A 20086-nucleotide genomic window follows, 5' to 3' on the forward strand; every position below is an offset into this window, starting at 1 on the left:
TCACACAACCGCTGATAATCAAAAAAGAGGCTAGAAAACGCATTATATCAACGTTTCTAGCCTCATATATCAGTTATATCATTATTCCCATTCTATGGTACTTGGCGGCTTAGAAGTTACATCATAAACAACGCGGTTTACATGATCAACTTCGTTTACAATACGACTTGAGATTTTTTGTAATACTTCCCAATCGATACGCGCAAAGTCACTTGTCATACCATCGATAGAAGTTACGGCACGGATACCAATCGTATAATCATAAGTACGATAGTCACCCATAACACCTACTGAACGCATACCTGGTAATACTGTGAAGTATTGCCAAATTTCACGTTCTAGTCCTTCTTCACGAATCACTTCGCGTAGAATCGCATCTGATTCGCGAACGATTTCTAATTTTTCTTCAGTAATTTCACCTAGTACACGGATACCAAGTCCTGGACCTGGGAACGGTTGTCTCCAAACCAAGTGCTCAGGAATACCTAATTCAATACCTAAAGCGCGCACTTCATCTTTGAATAAAGTATTGATAGGTTCGATTAATTCAAACTGCATGTCTTCAGGTAATCCACCTACGTTGTGGTGAGATTTAATTGTTTGTGCAGTTTTAGTACCTGATTCGATTACGTCAGTGTAAAGCGTACCTTGTGCAAGGAAGTCTACACCTTTTAATTTAGATGCTTCATCATCAAAGACATAAACGAATTCGTTACCGATAATTTTACGTTTTTGTTCTGGATCAGAAACACCTTTTAATTTATCCATGAAACGATCTTTGGCATTTACACGAATAATATTCATGTTGAAACCTTCACCAAATTGTTCCATTACCATGTCGCCTTCGCCTTTACGTAACAAACCATGGTCAACGAAGATACAAGTCAATTGGTCACCGATTGCTTTATGCAATAATACAGCAACTACTGATGAATCTACACCGCCGCTCATTGCACATAATACTTTACGGTCGCCGACTTGCTCACGAATTTTTTCGATTTCTAAATCGATGAAGTTTTCCATAGTCCATTCACCAGTACAGTCACAGATACGGCGTACGAAATTACGTAAAATATCGTTACCGTATTCTGTATGACGTACTTCTGGATGGAATTGAACACCGTAGATACGACGCTCTTTATCTTCAATTGCAGCATATGGCGTACTTGGACTATCTGCAATTGATTCAAAGCCTTCTGGAATTTCAATCACTTTATCAGAATGGCTCATCCATACTGTTTGTTCTTCAGGTAATCCGAAGAATAATTCATCTGCTTTAGCATGGATGATAGCTTTACCATATTCTCTTTCATTTGCACGTTCTACTTTACCGCCTAATAATTTAGTCGTTAATTGCATACCGTAGCAAATACCAAGAACAGGCACGCCTAGATTATAAATTTCAGGGTCGATTGTGTATGAGCCTTCTTCGTATACTGAGTTAGGACCACCAGACAAAATGATACCTTTTGGATTCATCTTTTTAATTTCTTCAATAGAAATTTCGTGATCATGCAACTCACTATATACGCCCATTTCACGAATACGACGTGTAATTAATTGGTTGTATTGGCTACCGAAGTCTAATACAAGAATTAACTCTTGTTCTTTCGCCATTTCCATAAATCTTGTTCTCCTTTTATCTTGAGTAGTTTGGTGATTCTTTTGTAATTTGGATGTTATGCGGATGGCTTTCTGCTAAACCAGCTGGTCCCATACGAGTAAACATTGCTTCTTCACGTAATTCTTTCAAGTTGTGAGAACCTGTGTAACCCATACCGCTTCTCACGCCACCCATCAATTGATAGATGTTGTCTTGTAATAAACCTTTATAAGCAATACGGCCTTCAATACCTTCTGGAACATATTTTTTAGGTACTTTATCTTCTTGGAAATAACGGTCATTTGAACCACTTTCCATAGCACCTAATGATCCCATTCCGCGATAAGTTTTATATTGTCTGCCTTGGAAGATTTCAGTTTCTCCTGGGCTTTCTTCAGTACCTGCAAGCAAGCTGCCTAACATTACTGCATGTCCGCCGGCTGCTAATGCTTTCACAATATCACCAGAGAATTTAATTCCGCCGTCAGCGATAATTGCTTTACCTTGTTTACGTGCTTCAGTTGCGCAATCGTAAACTGCAGTAATTTGAGGTACACCTACACCTGCAACGATACGTGTTGTACAGATTGAACCAGGACCGATACCTACTTTAACGACATCTGCCCCCGCTTCAAACAATGCTTTAGTCGCTTCGCCTGTTGCAACATTTCCTGCAATCACTGTAACTTCAGGATAAGTTGTTTTGATGTGTTTAACTTGGTCAATTACACCTTGTGAGTGACCGTGTGCTGTATCAATAACTAATGCATCTACGCCTGCTTCAACTAATTTTTCAGCACGGATATCAGTATCTTTAGAAATACCAATTGCTGCTGCACATAATAAACGACCTAATGAATCTTTCGCTGCAAATGGATATTCATGAACTTTTTCAATATCTTTAATAGTGATAAGTCCTTTTAATTTGCCATTTTCAACTAATGGTAATTTTTCGATTTTATGTGTTTGTAAAATTGATTCTGCTTCATCTAAAGTTGTGCCTACTGGAGCTGTAATTAAGTCTTCTTTCGTCATGACATCTGAAATTTTAATTGAGAAATCTTCAATAAAACGTAGGTCACGGTTAGTGAGAATACCAACTAAGTTGCGGTCTTCTTTGTTATCTACGATAGGTACACCAGAAATACGGTATTTACCCATTAACGCTTCTGCTTCGTAAACTTTTTCATCTGGAGTTAAGAAGAATGGATTAGAAATAACGCCATTTTCAGAACGTTTTACTTTTTGTACTTCATCCGCTTGGTCTTCGATGTTCATATTTTTATGAACGACACCTAGACCGCCTTGTCTTGCCATTGCAATTGCCATTTTTGATTCAGTAACAGTATCCATACCTGCTGAGACTACTGGAATGTTTAATTTGATTCTGTCTGATAATTCAACACTTAAATCAACTTCCTTCGGTAATACGTTAGACTCCGCTGGAATTAATAGTACATCATCGAACGTCAAAGATTCTTTAGCAAATTTATTTTCCCACATTGAATACAGCCTCCATTTATTTTATTAATTACATTATTTCACATTTTCCTCATTTTGTTGATACTTTATACCGTTAAAAAAGAAATTAAGAATAATTGCTGAAATTGCACCGAGTACAATTCCATTTTGAGTTAACCAAGCAAACTGCTCTCCCATTGCTTTAAATGCTTCAGGAACAGCGCTGATGCCTGTGCCGAGTCCTACTGATACTGCAATTATTAATAAATTGTTTTGGTTCTTGAAGTCGATACCGCCTAAGATACTTACACCATAAGCCATTACCATTCCAAACATCGCAATCATTGCGCCTCCAAGTACAGGAAGTGGTATGACGTTGGCTAAAGCACCTAATTTCGGAATACATCCGCAAATTAAGAGCAGTATGACCATTCCATAGATGACATTATTCTTTTTCACGCCAGAGAGGGAAACCAAACCGACATTTTGAGAATAAGCAGTGTATGGAAAGGCGTTGAAGATTGAACCTAAGATAATCGCAAGACCTTCGGCAGTGTAACCTCTGCGATAATCTTTACGATTCAATTCTCTGCCAGTGATTTTACTTAATGCTGTGTAGACTCCAGTTGACTCAATCAAGCTGACAAGTGCAACAATAAAGAATACGAGGGTAGCGCCTATGTCGAAACCGAAGCCAGAGAAGCGGAAAGGTCTTGGTAATTCAAACCAATGCGCTGTACCGATTTGATTTAAATCTACAATACCGAATACTCCTGCTAAACAAGTACCTGCAATAAGTCCGAGCAGTATGGCAATAGATTTCAAAAATCCACGTGTAAAGCGCTGTAAAACTAAGATGATCAGTAAAGTGGAAAAGCCTAAGATAATATTTTTCATATCCCCATAGTCTTTAGCACCTTGGCCTCCAGCAACATAGTTCATGGCTACAGGCATTAAATTAATTCCGATAATTGTGACAACACTACCTGTAACAACAGGCGGAAAGAACTTTACTACGTATGAGAAGATAGGGGCGATTAAGACCACTAGGATACCCGAAAGGAACAAGGAGCCGTAAAGTACGCCCAATCCTTTGGTCTGTCCTATTAATATCATCGGTGCAACCGCCGTGAAGGTACAACCTAAGACAATCGGCAAGCCTGTACCTGTAATCTTGTTTGCTTCTAAAAATGTTGCGACCCCGCACATGAAGATATCTGCTGTGACTAAATAAGCAATTTCTTCTGGGGTGAATTTGAGGCTTGTCCCGACGATAATTGGAACAAGTATAGCACCTGCATACATGGCAAGTAAATGTTGTAGACTTAAAATGAAATTCTTCATATTATTCTTCTCCGACCAAAGTCACTTTATTACCCGCAAGAGAAGCTACTTCACATAAAGAAGATACTTTTAAGCCAGCTTCTTCTAATCTTGTACGGCCTTGTTGGAAACTTTTTTCTACTACAATACCGATACCGACTGTTTCTGCGCCTGCTTGATGAACTAAACGGTTCAACCCAAGGGATGCATCTCCATTCGCTAAGAAATCATCGATAATCAAGACACGGTCATTTTCATCTAAGAATTCTTCCGAAATAATGACACTGTTTGTTTTATTTTTCGTAAAGGAATGAATATCTGTTTGATAGAAACCTTTATTCAAAGTGTTAGGTTTTGCTTTTTTCGCAAATAAGCAAGGCACTCCGAATTTGTAAGCAACCATAATTGCAGGTGCAATACCTGAGGCTTCTACAGTTAGAATTTTAGTCACCTTTTGATCTTTAAACTGGTCATAAAATGTTTCTCCGATTTCATACATAAGCTGTGCATCAATTTGATGATTTAAAAAACCGTCAACTTTCAAAATCTTTTCTCCGATGACTACACCATCTTCTTTAACTTTCTGTCTCAACGCTTCCACGTAAAAACACCCTCCTCAATTTGTGTATAAAAAAAATCCCAAACTACTAACTTAGTTTCAGGATCTATGAGTGGCATAAGCAATACATATCATTTTATTATTTGCTTGGAATAAGGAGGTTATGAAAATGATAACCGACTTTGTCTCTCCATATAAATTAACAGCTGCTGAGGCTGTTGTTTCATATCAGCTCTAGCCAAAAACCCCTTATAGCTAGGTGCCAAAGCAAAAATATGAAAGATGATGATTTGAGAAGCTAGAATGTTCCCATTTCGCAAATAGAAATATGTTATCTTGCAAGCAATGAAGTATATGTCCCATTTCCCCAAATAGTCCTCACATATAAATCTCTGCCCTGCACGCACTTCCCGTATTTCTAAAATGCACCATTGTGTTGTATTGTTTAAGTGACTCATAGTCATGTCGTTAAGGCGACATGGTAGAAACTTCTAAAGCCTGATTCTCTAGATTATATGAGTTAGTTAAATTATTTACTGATAATACCACATTTTGACGCTATTTTTCAATATTCCTTAAAGAGATATTCTTATTTTCTAGAAATTCTATTTTCATTGTAAGCAAATACGATAGACGCCTTTATTATTCAGAATTTTCAACTTTATCTTCTTGAAAACTTCTGGAATTAGACGTACCATAATAATTGAACCGTTTACATTATTATCAGATAGGGTAAATAGTTTTATATTAGTAATCATTTCGGAGGGGGAGCTTTACTATGGCAGACATTCTTATTCTTACATCACAAGATGAGATTTTCGACGCATTAAAACGCAAATTAGATGAAGGTTACACAAAAGACGAGCTATCGGTTATCAGCAAAAACAAATTGCACATTGACAGCGTTGAAAGTACAGATATGAAAGTACAATCAACAAGCGGTACATTCAGTGACCGAGTAGCCCGCCTCCTTACTGGAGAGGATGGAGAAGAAGCCGTACTTGGACACTATGATTTAACTGATACAGAAAGAAAAGTATGCAAACGTGAAATCTTAAATGGCAATATCATTATTTTAGCTGGTAAACATCCTCACAGCAGAAAAGAGTTCAAAGCAGAACACGATGAAAAAAAGCCTGAGAAAGAATATGAAATTTAATACTTAGTTGAGTGATGAAATCGGCAGTATTTCTGCCGATTTTTTTATTTCTTAATCATTATTTCCGCTATGCTATAATGAAAAGAAAAATGCGGGAGGGCAAAATTTATGGAATTTAAACTAGTAAAACAAACATCTGATCCGTTATATGAAGCTGCCTTAAACTTATATGATACTTACCAATTCGGCAACGTCATGCAACAACACCACGTCTTCAAACAATCTCTTGAGAATAAAAGGACTAAAAATGATTATGTCTTTTTAGTAGGTTTAGATAAAGGAAAAGTTGTGAGTTTAGCAACTGCTCATTATGAAGCCACTACCAATGCTGCCTTTATTATTTATCTCGTAGCTGTAGATACACCTGAACGTGAACAATATTTAACCGACACACTCGCACAAGTTCAAAATGAATTGGACCATCTGGCTGAACGTGTTCATAATCGCGAAGTAAATTTCTTTATGATGGAAGCCTTGCCGTTACCTGATTCTATGGACGAGAAAGACGCTGACCTACTCTTTAAACGTCACCGATTTTTAAATGATCACGGCTTTGAAGAACAAACTGAGATTGATTATAAGCGTCCAGGGCTTGAAAAAGAAGCACCGCCTGTCCCATTAAATTTATTCTTGCACACTCGAATTCCTCTAACGAAAGATATTTATGCTACGAGTGTAAAGTCATGTTATATCTTAAAATATGTTTTTGCGAATCACCTTTCACGAAAAAGAGTGTATCCTCTGTTAGAAGAAATGGACTTGCGAAAATCCTGAGACAACTTGAAATCTTGCAGCAATCACGGTAAACTAGCATAGAGGTTAGACTGACGTTTGTGTGCCGGAAGACAGACGTCTCACTAAAACAATATAGAAGTGAAAGGATACTGATTAGATGCTAACAAAAGAATTTGCCCAACGCGTTGAATTGAGCGAGAAACAAGTACGTAAAATCGTTCAACATTTAGAAGAACGCGGATACCATTTAAATAAAACAGAATATCGCGGCCGTGAAGCGACTGACTTCCAAGAAGAAGATATCGAACTATTTAAAGAAATTGCTGAGAAAGTTAAAAAAACAAACAGCTACGAATTAGCTTTTGAAGAATTAGAAAAAGAAAACGACTTCTTGCAAATTGTTGTTAAAGAAGACGAAGAAAATCTTCCAAGCGACCAAAATTTCGCTAAGATTTTAAACGACTTGCATAATGACATTGCAAAAATGCGCGAAGAACGTCAAATGCTCGGTCAAATGATTTCTCAAGTACATCAGCAACAAAAGGACTTGCAAACATTGCAGCAAAAGTTGACTGATAAGCTTGATCAACATGCCGAAACATTGAAAGCGATCGAGACAGCGCAACAAGAACATGCTAAAGCAGTAGCAGATAATACTAAAGCTGTGGAATCAAATACAGCTAAAGTGTTGTCTCAACCGCAAGAAGCTAAACAAGAAACTAAACCTGGAGCATCAAAATCAACTACCGCTTCTTCCGCTAAATCTGAACCTGCTAAAGCAACATCTCAAAATGAAAAATCAAATTCTACAGCAGATTTCAAAGGTGCAGCCGTTTCAGCAAAACCTGAGAAGAAAGAAGAAAGCAAAACAACTGCTTCTGCTCAATCTGAAACTAAACCTAAAGCGTCTGCTGCTTCTACTGATAAAGAAGATAAGTCTAAAACTGAAAATCAATCTTCTTCAAAACAAAAAGATTCAAACAGTGTACCTTCATCTGAAGTACAAGGCACACCTGAAACTACAACACCTGAGCCAGAAGTTCCTGTGGATGCTCCACGTAATGAACACCAACCTTCTGCTCAGCATAAACAAGAGAAGAAAGGTTTCTTCGCACGTTTATTCGGAATGTAACTAATTAGGATATACAGAACTGAGACTTTTATTGAGGTCTCAGTTCTTTTTCTATATACCATCCTTTACTCACAGTTAATTCTATTCCTCCCCCTATCAAAACCGCCATTGACCCGTGTTGATAAATACGATATATTTACTAAGGATTTAAATAGCATTAATAATCATTTAACAATAGATATCTACTCTTAATTTGTCTTTTGTAATTATTCATGTCTACAATTGGGCTAGGGATACGTGAACTTTCTACATAAATGCTATTTAAAACTCATAATTGTGCTTCTTACAATATTAAATTAACAGAAGAAAGGAAGTTTCGATTCGATTGGGTTTTATCATTCTTAACATCATTGTATTTTTACTTCTCATCATAGGATTATTTTTCATGGCGAAGAAACACGTGGCTTTCTCTAAACGTGTCTTCGCAGCATTAGGCATTGGAATTGTATTAGGAGCGATTCTGCATCTCGCTTACGGATCAGATTCAAAGATTACTACGACAACTACAGACTGGTTCAGCATCGTCGGAGATGGTTACGTCGCCTTATTACAAATGATTGTCATGCCATTGATTTTCATCAGTATTGTTTCAGCATTCACTAAAATTCAATTAGGTGAAAAATTCGCGAAAATTGGTTTCTTCATTTTCGTTTTTCTCATCGGTACAGTCGCTGTAGCCGCTATCATCGGTATCATTTCAGCACTAGTATTCGGTTTAGATGCTTCATCTATTGATTTAGGAAGCGCTGAACATGCTCGTGGAACAGAAATTTCTCAAAAAGCTAAAGAAATGACCGCAAGTACCTTGCCACAACAAATCTTAGAATTATTACCTACTAATCCGTTCTTAGATTTCACAGGTCAACGTACAACTTCTACCATTGCAGTAGTTATCTTTGCAACATTTATCGGCTTTGCCTACTTACGTGTTGCACGCAAACAACCAGACAATGGACATATTGTTAAACGTGGTATTGAAGCCGTTTATTCATTAATCATGTCTATCGTTACTTTCGTCTTGCGCTTAACGCCATACGGTATCTTAGCGATTATGGCTTCTACAATTGCCACAAGTGATTTCGGCGCAATTTGGACGCTCGGAAAATTCGTTCTCGCTTCTTATGCAGCCTTAATCACCATGTTCATCATTCACTTGATTATTGTAGGAGTGCTTGGATTAAATCCTTGGCGTTATTTAAGAAAGACAGCAGAAGTTCTTATTTTCGCCTTTACTTCACGTTCAAGTGCAGGCGCATTACCATTAAACGTGCAAACGCAGAAATCACGTTTAGGTGTTCCCGAAGGTATTGCGAACTTATCCGCTTCATTCGGCCTTTCCATCGGCCAAAACGGTTGTGCAGGTATCTATCCTGCTATGCTTGCCGTAATGGTTGCACCTGTGGCACACGTACAAGTTGACTTCCAATTCATCATTACATTAGTAGCAGTAGTAGTCATCTGTTCATTCGGTGTAGCTGGAGTCGGTGGCGGCGCAACTTTCGCAGCCATCTTAGTTTTATCAACACTGAACTTGCCAGTCGCACTTGCAGGGGTCTTAATTTCAGTCGAACCATTAATCGATATGGGACGTACAGCGTTGAATGTAAATGACTCTATGTTAGCAGGCACAGGCACAGCAAAACTTACAAACAATCTTGATAAAGAAAAATTCAATTCAAACCAATATGGTGATTTAAGCACAGATTATTAAGATAATCAGAGTTAGAGTACTGACTGAGGTGTTGACCTTACCGTCAGTACTTTTCTTTTTGAAAAAAAAATAAAAAAAGAGCAGGATTCTCTTCAAGAGAACCCCACTCGCTAATAAACTCTTATCTTTCAATAAATCCAGATTTATGCAATTCATCCAACATGTCTGCACGTTGTTTAGAACCTAAGAAACCAGCAATTTGTTGTGACCAAGTTTCACTACGTTGTCCGCCAGTACGTTTTTTATAATATTCACTGACTTCTGTATCAAATTCTTTCAAGTAAGCTAATTGATCTGCTTTATCTTGATTGTATTCATTTTCATGGAAGACACTTTCAAATGGTAGACGCGGTTTCGGTGCACCATTTTCATCATCAGCCGGCTCTCCTACTGCCATACCAAATAATGGGAAAGTGTACTCAGGCAATTTCAAGAGTTCTTTCACACGAGCTACATCGTTTCTCATTGAACCTAAGTAAACGATACCTAATCCTAAACTTTCGGCTGCTACCGCCATATTTTGTGCTAATAACGCAACATCAATAGTTCCTACTAGCAATCCTTCAGCAGATTGGAATGATTTTTCCATGTCTCCGTCAATTTGTTCATTAATTAATTCATGACGATGATAATCCATTACAAACATAAATAAGTAACCATTTTCTTCTACATAAGCTTGTCCAGAAACTTCGCGCAATGCTTTTTTAATCTCAGGATCAGTGATACCGATAACTGAGTATGTTTGTAAATAACTAGAAGTTGAAGCGCTTTGTCCCGCTTGTACCAACTGTTTCACAGTTTCTTTACTTAATGGTTCTTGTTTGAATTTTCTTACTGAATGATGTCGATTCATTAATTGTTCAATCATATCTGACATAAAACATTCCGCCTCCAATTTATTAGCTTTAAATAGTTAAAGTTATCATACTGTTTCCTATTCTACCTTCTCTTCAGTCAGATATAAAAATAAACGCTTTGAAAGTTTTTTCAATTAAAGTTATTCTAATAATAGTAATATTCTGATAAAAGGAGTGGTTTTTGTGACTCAACACAAAAAAGAAATCGTCAACACATTATTCAAAGCGCAACAAAATCATGAACCGGTAGAATTTATTTCTAAAACTTATGAAGTAGAGGAGCCTGTCGCTTATCAAATTCAAGACGAATTGATTTCAGAACTTAAAAAGGCTGACAATAGTGAAATTGCCGGCTATAAAGTGAGTATGACCAGCGCTGAAACACAGGCCTATGCAAGTACAGATGAACCTGCATATGGCACTATCTTATCTAACAAGGTGGTCAAATCCGGAGATACAGTGGCTTTATCCAAACTGTTCGCACCGTTGATTGAACCTGAATTAGTCTTTGTCTTGACTGCAGATTTAACTATCAGTGCTTCAGATGAAGAAATTTTACAAAGTATTAAAGTAGCCCCTGGTATTGAAATACCTGATGCACGTTATATCGACTGGTTCCCTAACTTCACTTTAGGCGATCTGATTTCAGATAATACCGCTTCTGGATTAGTAGCACTCGGTGAAGCAGCAGACCCCGTTTCTTATGAAGACTTTGCAAAGATTACGTTAAAACTTTCTCATAATGATGAAGAAATTGCGACAGGCGTGTCTTCTGATGTCTTGGATAATCCGATTGAAGCATTGAAATGGTTAATTCGCAAACTTGATGAACAAGGCAAACACCTCCACAAAGGAGAAATCGTATCATCAGGTACCTTTGTACCGCCTGTCCCTGCCAAAGAAGGCACTTATACAGCTGAATATAGTTATCCTGGCGCTATCCAAGTTACTTTTGAAAAATAAACACAAAAACAAGACAGTTCTTCAAAGTTTTCTCACTGCACATACACTGGTGTGAAGTGGGTATAATGATAATGGAAATGTGATTGCGATTAATAATCACTATTCTTTATTGAGAAAATGAAACGCTAATTGATATTACACAGCACGTATCAATCTCTAAGAAATCTTATTTCACGCAGACGAGCACGAAAGGTCTAAAAACCTTTATAAATCAAGAGATTTGCCTCGAAAATAAAGGTATATTCAAATTGAGTTTCTTATATTGACTATTTATACCGTAAATGTGATAATAGGTTTCGAAGAGATTAGAATTATTATAATTAAATAATTAAGACAATGTAGCTTTCTTAATTGGATTCTAATCTAAATCAACTACTTATATTTCTAGGAGGATGTATTTTATGTCATTGATTAACAAAGAAATTTTACCATTCACAGCAGACGCATATAACCCTAAAGAAGATGAATTTATCGAAGTTTCAGATGAAACATTACGCGGTTCTTGGAACGTTGTAGTATTCTATCCAGCTGACTTCTCATTCGTTTGTCCAACTGAATTAGAAGACGTTCAAGGTCAATATGATGAATTACAAAAATTAGGCGTGAATGTTTATTCAGTATCAACTGATACTCATTTCGTACACAAAGCTTGGCATGACCATTCAGATGCAATCAGCAAATTGCAATATACAATGATTGGTGATCCTTCTCAAACAATCACTCGTAACTTCGACGTATTAGATGAAGAAAAAGGCTTAGCTCAACGCGGTACTTTCATCGTTGACCCAGACGGCGTAGTACAAGCTGCTGAAATCAACGCTGACGGAATCGGCCGTGACGCAAGCACGTTAGTACACAAAATCAAAGCTGCTCAATATGTACGTCAACATCCAGGCGAAGTTTGCCCTGCTAAATGGGAAGAAGGCGGAGAAACTTTAGAACCAGGTCTTGACTTAGTAGGTAAAATTTAAGGAGGCATTCATTTAAATGCTGAAAAAAGAGTTAAAATCACAATTATCCCAACTTCTTAAATTAATGGAAGGCGACGTGGTTTTAACAGCGAGCTATGATGACAGCGAAAAATCTAAAGAGTTGAAAGACCTGTTAGATGAAATTGCTGATATGTCATCTCATATCACTGTTAAAGAGGATACACTAGAACGTACACCAAGTTTTAGTGTAGACCGCCCTGATGAGCGCACTGGTGTTGTATTTGCCGGTGTGCCGTTAGGTCATGAATTCAACTCACTCGTTCTGGCTTTATTACAAGTCAGCGGCCGCCCTCCTAAAGAAGAACAAAGTGTTATCGATCAAATTAAAGCGCTAGATCAACCGCTTCATTTCGAAACATTTATCAGCTTAAGCTGTCATAAATGTCCTGATGTGGTTCAAGCGCTAAACTTAATGAGTGTGCTCAATCCGAATATTTCACACACTATGATTGATGGCGCAGTATTCAAAGAAGAATCTGAAGATATCATGGCAGTACCTGCTGTGTTCTTAAATGGCGAAGAATTCGGTAATGGCCGCATGAGTATTTCTGACATCTTAAACATGTTAGGAAGCAAAGCAGACCCAGCTGAATATGATAATAAAGAACCTTACGATGTATTAGTCATCGGCGGAGGTCCTGCAAGCGGTACAGCTGCAATCTATACTGCTCGTAAAGGACTACGTACTGGCATCGTTGCAGACCGTATCGGCGGCCAAGTCAACGAAACTGCAGGTATCGAAAACTTTATTACCGTCAAAGAAACAACAGGTCCAGAATTCTCATCTGCTTTAGAAGCGCATATTAATGAATACGATATCGACGTAATGGAAGGTATCCGTGCTTCTCATATCGAGAAAACTGAAGACGGTATTGTTGTAACTTTAGATAATGATGCAAAACTAAAAAGTAAAACAGTGATTATTTCTACAGGTGCACGTTTCCGCAATCTGAATATTCCTGGTGAGGATGAATTGCGAAACAAAGGTGTAGCATACTGCCCTCACTGTGACGGCCCTCTATTCGAAGGCAAAAATGTAGCAGTAGTCGGCGGCGGCAACTCTGGTGCTGAAGCAGCCATCGATTTAGCAGGTATTGTAAAACACGTTACACTTGTGGAATACAAAGACTTTTTACGTGCAGATGAAATTCTGCAAAAACGTTTACGTGAATTACCGAATGTTGAAATCTTGAAAAACGCGCAATCTTCAGAGATTCTTGGTAAAGATCACGTAACCGGACTTAAATATACAGATAATAAAACTGGCGAAACAAACCAAATCGATGTTGAAGGTGTATTCGTTCAAATCGGCTTATTACCAAACACTGAATGGTTAGAAGGTGCTATTGATACGAATGACCATGGTGAAATTATGGTCGACCGTAAACAAGAAACAAGTATGCCAGGTGTATTTGCTGCAGGCGATGTAACAGATGATCGCTTCAAACAAATTATTATTGCAATGGGTTCAGGTGCAGATGCTGCATTGAATGCATTCGACTATATTATCCGTAACTAATCTCTCCCTATCATTTTGATTATTACGGAAAGTAGAGAAACGGAATCCCTACATTATTGAGGATTCCGTTTCTTTTTTTGTATTTTAATTATGTTAGAATATATATTGTTACTCTATTTTATAGCTAAAGGAGCTTGCGTTCATTATGCTCTTACTACTTGTTTCACTCATTCATATCAGTCAAGCTTCCAGCGCCTCTGCCAACACACGAAATCTTTTCCTTGGATTCAACTCTCATCACACCGTGCAACATATTGATTGGCGCGAAATTCAACGCTACTACCAAGTACTCGAATTAAAGTATTTCAAACGTCTTTTATATCTCAGCTTTTCATGTATGATTATCGATATTTTCACTTTAGTGAAGTTTCACAATGCCTGGTTGATTTTGGTAGAGTTAGTGATTTACTTACTTTCCCTGACTATCATTTCTAAAAAGGTAAAGCATTATATCAATCAGACAAATGAATAAATCGAATTTCACCAAAAATAAAAACATGAGTTCGTTCCAAAGTAGGATGGCAACAGGCGTGCTATCCGCTATAATTTAAGTTATTAATTCAGAAAGTCAGGTTTTTAATATGTCAGCAATCCACAGAAAATATATTGCTTCCACTTTAATTATCTTAATTGCTTTAATGGTTCTCGTGAAATCGAATCTCATTCTCTTCATCGATGAACCTGTTTATCATTTAGTGAGATTGCTCCATTACATACCTTATGCTCATACATTTCTGACCTACTACTCAGAGATATTTGCGCCTTGGCATATGGTCGGTGTAATGGCCGTTATCATTCTTATTCTCTTATTTAAAAATCGACAAGTCGCATATATTACTTCTATCTTTGCGACTTGTACTCTGTTGTTAGGAATCGGCTTGAAATATTTTATTCACCGTCCTAGACCGGTAGAATATATTTCAGGATACAGCTTCCCAAGTTTGCATACGTTGACAATAGCCGTAGCAGGCGTAGTATTCTTAATGTTGTTCCGCCGATTTTATTGGCATATTATCGTGTATATTATGGTGTTCATCATGATGGTTTCGCGAATTTACTTACACGCGCATTATTTTTCAGATACCGTTGCAAGCCTGGTATTTGAAGTTTTGTGTTTACAAGTTGCGCATCATTATTTAGTGAAGTACCATTTAGATGTCCCATTTACAACTTATTTACGTCATCCAAGACGTAAGAATTTCGACACTTAAGGTCTGATACAGAGATAGGCTATAATGGATGATAAGAGCAAGCAGATTATTAAAGGAGTTTCAAATCTCATGAAATTAAAGTATCTCATAAGTATTACACTAGCTTTGGTGCTGACAGTTGTATTAAGTGCATGCGGCCAGAATTCAGACGACTCACAACACCACAATGCAAAATACGCACCTAAAAATGCAACCCCGCTTTCGAAAATCCAAATTTTCAAATCAGATGAGAAAGGTAAAAAACTGACTGAAAAGGAAATGGATGAAAAATTGAAAGCATACTTAAAAGCTAACAACGATATTATCGATAACAAGTATGTGCTTCAGCACCAACTCGATGAACAATATGACGGTAATCAAAAGGTCTCTAAAAAGTTAGATTCTGATTTACGTGATCTTGCAAACATTGCGACTAAGAATCAGATGAACTTCGAAAGTTATATTAAAGATAATAAAGTGCCTGCAAATGAAAAAGAAGATATTAAGCGTATCGAGAAATATTTCAAAGCGGTTAACCATAAAGCGGCACAAGCAGATCAGCAACTTGAGGAATTAAGTTACAGTCCAAATAATACAGTCAATGTGGTAGACGTTCCAACTAACTATGCTGGTGACGTCAATAATAAACAGCAAAAGAAAATTAAAGCTTTCTTGAAGGCGCATAATCTAGAAACCAAAGCAATAGATAAATAAAAATGTATGCCCGCTTCACTCTGAGGATAAGTGAAGCGGGCTTTTATTATGCCGATTTAATCTCCCTTTTTCAGGGCGTACTTTAAAAGTTTTTATCTCTCACATAGTTCGTCTTTTACAGCAAAGAAAAACCCGCTATTTAATGTTCGTGTTTATTAGTTTGAATGCGTGTTGAGTGATTTGTTTGAATTATGTGATTTCGGAACATACTATTATATATAAGGATAAATAAGATGAGGGGATGTTGATTATGGGAAAATTAAGTACAGATGAGAAGATTAGAATATTAGCTGATTTAGTAGGTATTGAGTCCGTAAATGACAATGAATTAGAAGTCGCTGAATATTTGAAATCGTTATTGGCGCAACATGATATTCAGTCAACGATTATTAAAGTTACTGATTCGCGTGCTAACTTAGTTGCGGAAATCGGAAGCGGAACGCCTGTCTTAGCTGTCTCTGGACATATGGATGTGGTTTCACCGGGTGACGCTTCGAAATGGCAGACACCTCCCTTTAAATTGACAGAAGATGATGAAGGACGGTTGCACGGTCGTGGTTCTGCCGATATGAAATCAGGCTTAGCAGCGTTTGTCATTAGTATGATTGAATTGCACGAGCAAGGCTTGCCGAAAAACGGAACGATTCGTTTATTAGCTACAGTCGGTGAAGAAATTGAGGGATATGGCGCTAAAGCTTTTTATAAAGAGGGTTATATGAACGATGTGGATGCATTAGTCATTGCAGAACCTTCGCAAGATAAAATTATTTATGCGCACAAAGGGTCTATGGATATCCGCGTTGCTTCAAATGGTAAATCTGTTCACAGTTCGATGCCGGACTTAGGTTATAACGCAATCAATCCTTTAGTGGACTTTATCAACCGTATTAACCAGGCCTATAACTCAATTAAAGATAGCAATGAATTACTAGGCGATTCCGTCGTAAATGCGACTATTATTAACGGTGGCTCACAGGTCAACTCTATACCTGATTATGCAGAGGCAGAATTCAATGTGAGAACGATACCCGAAGCAAACAATGAGAGTTATCAAAAACTGTTCGAGCAAATTGCTAAAAATGTGAAAGTCGATGCTCCAGATAGCGATTTGCAAATTGATACGTATATGTCACGCCCTCCTGTATTTACTACAGGCGATAACCGTTTAGTGGATGCAGCTCAAGCATTGAGCAAACAATATTTAGGAAAAGAAGTGCCTAAAAAAGCTTCTCCTGGCGTCACGGATGCTTCTGATTTAGTAGTAGACAAAGGAGAAGACTTCCCATTTATCATGTTTGGTCCTGGAGAAACCAGCCAAGCACATGTTATTGATGAATATGTAAAGAAAGAAGATTATCTTAATTTCATCGACTTATTCGAAGCCTTGTTTGTAGAATATCTCGATCATCAAAAATAATCTTGGGAGCGGAACAGAAATAATATTGGTTCAAATTATTTCGTTGTTCCGCCCCGACAAAGCTAACTAGAATAGAAAAAAGCTTGGAACAAGCGCATTTTCTATTCAGATAGCTGTTGCCAGTTTAGAAACGGGAGCACGGCATTGCCTTGCTCCCCTCTTTTTTTACCTAACTATATCAATAAACGATGTGGTCTGTATTAACTAAAATCGGCGTAGTATTCTTGATTTTCTTATTAAATAATTCTTCTTCAGTGATGATACCTAAATAGAATAAGCAGCACCGAATCCAAATTAAATGCGCTACAATTACTACTACGCTATCTTTCTTATCAAATAGTTCAGAGAAAAACTCATCCACTCTGGCCAACACATCATTATAATTATCTCCGCCCGGTGCACGTTGTGTGAAGCTATGCCTGAAATTTGACATGAGCGGATCTTCAAAATAAGGACGATATTCAGATTGCTTTATTAGTGCGTCCTTAGAATGCCCTTCAAACTTCCCCAAAGAGCGCTCTCTTAACAACGCTGTAATTGTAACAGGAATAGTTTCATCAAAACCATTTTCATAAGTTTGTACTGTTCTTTTTAAATCTGAAACATAAATATGATCAATATGTATGTCTGAAAAATACGCTTTCAAGCTTTCTGCTGATTGAATACCCGCTTCAGTCAAATCTACATCCAGCTGACCGCAAAAGTAATGCTTTCCGTTTCTATTATCATAATTTGCTGTTGATTCTCCGTGTCGAATTAAATAAATCTCCATGTTGTCTCACTCCAATTATTACTTACCTTTATAGCCAGTTACCTTATTAATATATTATTGATAATAAAGTTATAGGCGCCATTATGTATTTTATTCCACAATATGATAACATGTTTTTATTCAATTTTATGATTGTTTTGTCACTTTGTTATGTAATTTTAATATTTTCTAAATCTTCTCGAAAATAAAAAAAGCTGAGTGCCTACACACCCAACTTTAAAGTTTCACTTAAAGTAAATCTAATTTATTATTTTTCATTAAGATAAGTAAAAATTCGCGCTCATCTTCTAACAAATGAACATAATCGTCTGACATAATTTCTTTAGCTAATTCAATATTTTTCTTAGAAATAAAGTCAATCAACTTTTCATTTTCTTCATTATTACCATATTCGTCTTTAGCTTTTGCAAGTAATGAATCTTCACACATTAAAATAAATGCTCGACCATAAGTCATATCAACTTTGCCGCGTTGGTAATATGATTCTAAGAATTTTTTAGCTTCATCAAAGCTATCGGTATGTTCAAATATACCAAACACTTGATCCGTTACTTTTTCTGATATATTAGACAATCTTTCTTTTTCAGGAATATTATCAGGTTTCACTCTATCTTTAACTAGCATCTTTTGTTTCTTAATTTCTTCTTCAATCATATCCAATTCTTTAGTACGTTCTTCTTTATTCCATTTGTCACGATTATCTTTGTATTCTTGAAGTAAACTTTCTACTCTGTGCAAGTCGAAATGACTTTCATCATGTTCGCTTTGATCTAAATGGTCATAATAATTTTGGTCATTTTTTTTAATATCTTCTCTGCTCATAATTAAAAACTCCTTCATCCATCGAGTTTATTCAGTTGTCCAATGTATTTGGATACATCTCAGAGAAAGTATACCCCTACGCAGTTATGCTAAACGCGGTTCACAATATAATTGATGACTATCATCCAAAAAATAACGCTTACAGTTAGGAATCTTAACCGTTATTTAAGATTCGTTTCACAACACTTTGGGACATAATACCTCGAGTTAAGGAATATTCGCCAAAACTTTCTCCAAATCTTGTACGATAAAATCAAGATAAAACGAAGGAGGTTACTTATCATGATGGTAGCAGATATTATCGGTGGTATTATCAAATTAATCGTGAGCTTAGTAGACACTTTCAAACCTAAAAAATAGTAATAATTTAAATATGACTGCAGAAGGAGAGCAGAACAGAAATAACATTGATTAAAATTATTTCGTTGTTCTGCCCCGGCAAGGCTAACTAGAATAGAAAAAAGCTAGGAACAAGCGCATTTTCTATTCAGATAGCCACTGCCAGTTCAAAGAGAGGAGTTGAGACATTATTATTATTATGTCCCAGCCCCTTTTTTTCATTTTCTTATTAAATGAAAAAAATACCCCAGAGAAAACTCGATGTAAAATAATTTTATCCGAATCATTTTCGGCTATTAATAAAATAAGCCGAGACTTTAAATTCTGCCTCAGCTTCTCCAAATTTATTTACCATGTTCATTTACAAATTTCTTTCCTTCATCTGTGACTTGCCATGAATTAATTTCGCCATCTATATAATCAATATCTACATATCCCTCGTGGCTTAAAGTGATAATATCGTCTTTTAATTCTTTAAGTTGCTTCTTAGAAGTTGTTTCACCATCGTCTTCAGTAGGTCGTAAAAACATCTTCAATAACTCATATCTTCTTTCATCATTCATATCTGTTCATCTCCTTGATATTAGATACGCTAACGAGATAATTTAATTTTAATAACCCTATTAATAGTTGAATTACCTTTATGTATAGTGAGTCAAACATTTATAAGAGTGCGTATGTGTCTGTTTAGTAGTTATTTCATTTATATCGCTTCCCATATTTCAAAATAAGTCACATATCACTATTGTATTATTAAAATTGTTATGAAAGTATCGGACACGTTGACCGCCATCTTGGCCAATATATCCATTTATTGG

Annotated in this window: 19 protein-coding genes and 1 riboswitch; of the genes, 11 read left to right on the plus strand and 8 right to left on the minus strand. The window is 36.7% G+C overall.

Annotated elements, in window-relative coordinates; all coding sequences use genetic code 11:
- Positions 1 to 81: 81 nt before the first annotated feature.
- The 4 genes from guaA to xpt are packed head-to-tail and all read right to left on the minus strand — an operon-like array spanning position 82 to position 4988.
- Entirely contained in the window at positions 82 to 1623 is a 1542-nt protein-coding gene (gene guaA, locus CKV71_RS12070) for a glutamine-hydrolyzing GMP synthase (RefSeq protein ID WP_047132259.1), read from the minus strand.
- Positions 1624 to 1639: 16 nt separating this feature from the next.
- Positions 1640 to 3106 carry an IMP dehydrogenase gene (guaB, locus tag CKV71_RS12075; protein WP_095107093.1) on the minus strand — a complete coding sequence of 489 codons (1467 nt, stop codon included), beginning with the start codon at positions 3104 to 3106 and terminating at the stop codon, positions 1640 to 1642.
- Between the two features lie 33 nt (positions 3107 to 3139).
- Positions 3140 to 4408: a xanthine permease PbuX gene (gene pbuX / locus CKV71_RS12080; protein ID WP_095107095.1), complete on the minus strand. Its 1269-nt coding sequence runs from the start codon at positions 4406 to 4408 to the stop codon at positions 3140 to 3142.
- Position 4409: 1 nt separating this feature from the next.
- Entirely contained in the window at positions 4410 to 4988 is a 579-nt protein-coding gene (xpt, locus tag CKV71_RS12085; protein WP_095107097.1) for a xanthine phosphoribosyltransferase, read from the minus strand.
- Between the two features lie 395 nt (positions 4989 to 5383).
- Positions 5384 to 5485, minus strand: a riboswitch (purine riboswitch).
- Positions 5486 to 5724: 239 nt separating this feature from the next.
- On the opposite strand from xpt, the gene CKV71_RS12090 reads away from it, so the two are divergent.
- The 4 genes from CKV71_RS12090 (at position 5725) to CKV71_RS12105 (ending at position 9683) form a co-directional block, all read left to right on the plus strand.
- Positions 5725 to 6105 (plus strand): general stress protein, encoded by a 381-nt coding sequence (locus tag CKV71_RS12090; RefSeq protein ID WP_095107099.1) that lies wholly within the window; start codon positions 5725 to 5727, stop codon positions 6103 to 6105.
- Positions 6106 to 6213: 108 nt separating this feature from the next.
- The gene (locus CKV71_RS12095; RefSeq protein ID WP_095107101.1) at positions 6214 to 6879 is read left to right on the plus strand and encodes a hypothetical protein; all 666 of its coding nucleotides are present in this window, start codon (positions 6214 to 6216) and stop codon (positions 6877 to 6879) included.
- 118 nt (positions 6880 to 6997) lie between these two features.
- Positions 6998 to 7972, plus strand: coding sequence for a hypothetical protein (locus CKV71_RS12100; protein ID WP_095107103.1), 975 nt, complete (start codon positions 6998 to 7000; stop codon positions 7970 to 7972).
- Between the two features lie 385 nt (positions 7973 to 8357).
- Complete coding sequence (locus tag CKV71_RS12105; RefSeq protein ID WP_186824457.1) at positions 8358 to 9683, plus strand: L-cystine transporter; 1326 nt, start codon at positions 8358 to 8360, stop codon at positions 9681 to 9683.
- A gap of 121 nt (positions 9684 to 9804) precedes the next feature.
- On the opposite strand, the gene nfsA is transcribed toward CKV71_RS12105, so the two are convergent.
- Positions 9805 to 10560 (minus strand): oxygen-insensitive NADPH nitroreductase, encoded by a 756-nt coding sequence (nfsA, locus tag CKV71_RS12110; protein WP_095107105.1) that lies wholly within the window; start codon positions 10558 to 10560, stop codon positions 9805 to 9807.
- Between the two features lie 163 nt (positions 10561 to 10723).
- Between nfsA and CKV71_RS12115 the strand changes: the two genes are divergently transcribed.
- The 7 genes from CKV71_RS12115 (at position 10724) to CKV71_RS12140 (ending at position 17335) form a co-directional block, all read left to right on the plus strand.
- Positions 10724 to 11503: a 2-keto-4-pentenoate hydratase gene (locus CKV71_RS12115; RefSeq protein ID WP_095107107.1), complete on the plus strand. Its 780-nt coding sequence runs from the start codon at positions 10724 to 10726 to the stop codon at positions 11501 to 11503.
- Between the two features lie 401 nt (positions 11504 to 11904).
- Entirely contained in the window at positions 11905 to 12474 is a 570-nt protein-coding gene (ahpC, locus tag CKV71_RS12120; protein WP_095107108.1) for an alkyl hydroperoxide reductase subunit C, read from the plus strand.
- Between the two features lie 16 nt (positions 12475 to 12490).
- Positions 12491 to 14014 (plus strand): alkyl hydroperoxide reductase subunit F, encoded by a 1524-nt coding sequence (gene ahpF / locus CKV71_RS12125; protein WP_095107110.1) that lies wholly within the window; start codon positions 12491 to 12493, stop codon positions 14012 to 14014.
- Positions 14015 to 14159: 145 nt separating this feature from the next.
- Positions 14160 to 14486 (plus strand): hypothetical protein, encoded by a 327-nt coding sequence (locus tag CKV71_RS12460; RefSeq protein ID WP_126557865.1) that lies wholly within the window; start codon positions 14160 to 14162, stop codon positions 14484 to 14486.
- 109 nt (positions 14487 to 14595) lie between these two features.
- Positions 14596 to 15225 carry a phosphatase PAP2 family protein gene (locus tag CKV71_RS12130; RefSeq protein WP_095107112.1) on the plus strand — a complete coding sequence of 210 codons (630 nt, stop codon included), beginning with the start codon at positions 14596 to 14598 and terminating at the stop codon, positions 15223 to 15225.
- 69 nt (positions 15226 to 15294) lie between these two features.
- Positions 15295 to 15918 (plus strand): NDxxF motif lipoprotein, encoded by a 624-nt coding sequence (locus tag CKV71_RS12135; protein ID WP_095107114.1) that lies wholly within the window; start codon positions 15295 to 15297, stop codon positions 15916 to 15918.
- Positions 15919 to 16168: 250 nt separating this feature from the next.
- Entirely contained in the window at positions 16169 to 17335 is a 1167-nt protein-coding gene (locus tag CKV71_RS12140) for an ArgE/DapE family deacylase (RefSeq protein ID WP_095107116.1), read from the plus strand.
- Positions 17336 to 17513: 178 nt separating this feature from the next.
- On the opposite strand, the gene CKV71_RS12145 is transcribed toward CKV71_RS12140, so the two are convergent.
- The 3 genes from CKV71_RS12145 to CKV71_RS12155 form a co-directional block, all read right to left on the minus strand.
- Complete coding sequence (locus tag CKV71_RS12145) at positions 17514 to 18107, minus strand: histidine phosphatase family protein (protein ID WP_095107118.1); 594 nt, start codon at positions 18105 to 18107, stop codon at positions 17514 to 17516.
- 228 nt (positions 18108 to 18335) lie between these two features.
- Entirely contained in the window at positions 18336 to 18929 is a 594-nt protein-coding gene (locus CKV71_RS12150; protein ID WP_095107120.1) for a hypothetical protein, read from the minus strand.
- A 683-nt stretch (positions 18930 to 19612) separates the two neighbouring features.
- Positions 19613 to 19831, minus strand: a complete 219-nt coding sequence (locus CKV71_RS12155) for a hypothetical protein (protein ID WP_095107122.1) — start codon at positions 19829 to 19831, stop codon at positions 19613 to 19615.
- Positions 19832 to 20086 lie beyond the last annotated feature (255 nt).

The sequence above is a fragment of the Staphylococcus piscifermentans genome (assembly GCF_900186985.1).
Lineage (GTDB): Bacteria > Bacillota > Bacilli > Staphylococcales > Staphylococcaceae > Staphylococcus > Staphylococcus piscifermentans.

Coding starts and splice junctions, on each gene's coding strand:
- CKV71_RS12090 (WP_095107099.1), top strand. CDS start 5,725: ATGGCAGACATTCTTATTCTTACATCACAAGATGAGATTTTCGACGCA.
- CKV71_RS12145 (WP_095107118.1), bottom strand. CDS start 18,107: ATGGAGATTTATTTAATTCGACACGGAGAATCAACAGCAAATTATGAT.
- CKV71_RS12150 (WP_095107120.1), bottom strand. CDS start 18,929: ATGAGCAGAGAAGATATTAAAAAAAATGACCAAAATTATTATGACCAT.
- CKV71_RS12135 (WP_095107114.1), top strand. CDS start 15,295: ATGAAATTAAAGTATCTCATAAGTATTACACTAGCTTTGGTGCTGACA.
- ahpC (WP_095107108.1), top strand. CDS start 11,905: ATGTCATTGATTAACAAAGAAATTTTACCATTCACAGCAGACGCATAT.
- ahpF (WP_095107110.1), top strand. CDS start 12,491: ATGCTGAAAAAAGAGTTAAAATCACAATTATCCCAACTTCTTAAATTA.
- CKV71_RS12140 (WP_095107116.1), top strand. CDS start 16,169: ATGGGAAAATTAAGTACAGATGAGAAGATTAGAATATTAGCTGATTTA.
- CKV71_RS12460 (WP_126557865.1), top strand. CDS start 14,160: ATGCTCTTACTACTTGTTTCACTCATTCATATCAGTCAAGCTTCCAGC.
- CKV71_RS12095 (WP_095107101.1), top strand. CDS start 6,214: ATGGAATTTAAACTAGTAAAACAAACATCTGATCCGTTATATGAAGCT.
- CKV71_RS12130 (WP_095107112.1), top strand. CDS start 14,596: ATGTCAGCAATCCACAGAAAATATATTGCTTCCACTTTAATTATCTTA.
- pbuX (WP_095107095.1), bottom strand. CDS start 4,408: ATGAAGAATTTCATTTTAAGTCTACAACATTTACTTGCCATGTATGCA.
- CKV71_RS12100 (WP_095107103.1), top strand. CDS start 6,998: ATGCTAACAAAAGAATTTGCCCAACGCGTTGAATTGAGCGAGAAACAA.
- guaA (WP_047132259.1), bottom strand. CDS start 1,623: ATGGAAATGGCGAAAGAACAAGAGTTAATTCTTGTATTAGACTTCGGT.
- guaB (WP_095107093.1), bottom strand. CDS start 3,106: ATGTGGGAAAATAAATTTGCTAAAGAATCTTTGACGTTCGATGATGTA.
- CKV71_RS12105 (WP_186824457.1), top strand. CDS start 8,358: ATGGCGAAGAAACACGTGGCTTTCTCTAAACGTGTCTTCGCAGCATTA.
- CKV71_RS12155 (WP_095107122.1), bottom strand. CDS start 19,831: ATGAATGATGAAAGAAGATATGAGTTATTGAAGATGTTTTTACGACCT.
- nfsA (WP_095107105.1), bottom strand. CDS start 10,560: ATGTCAGATATGATTGAACAATTAATGAATCGACATCATTCAGTAAGA.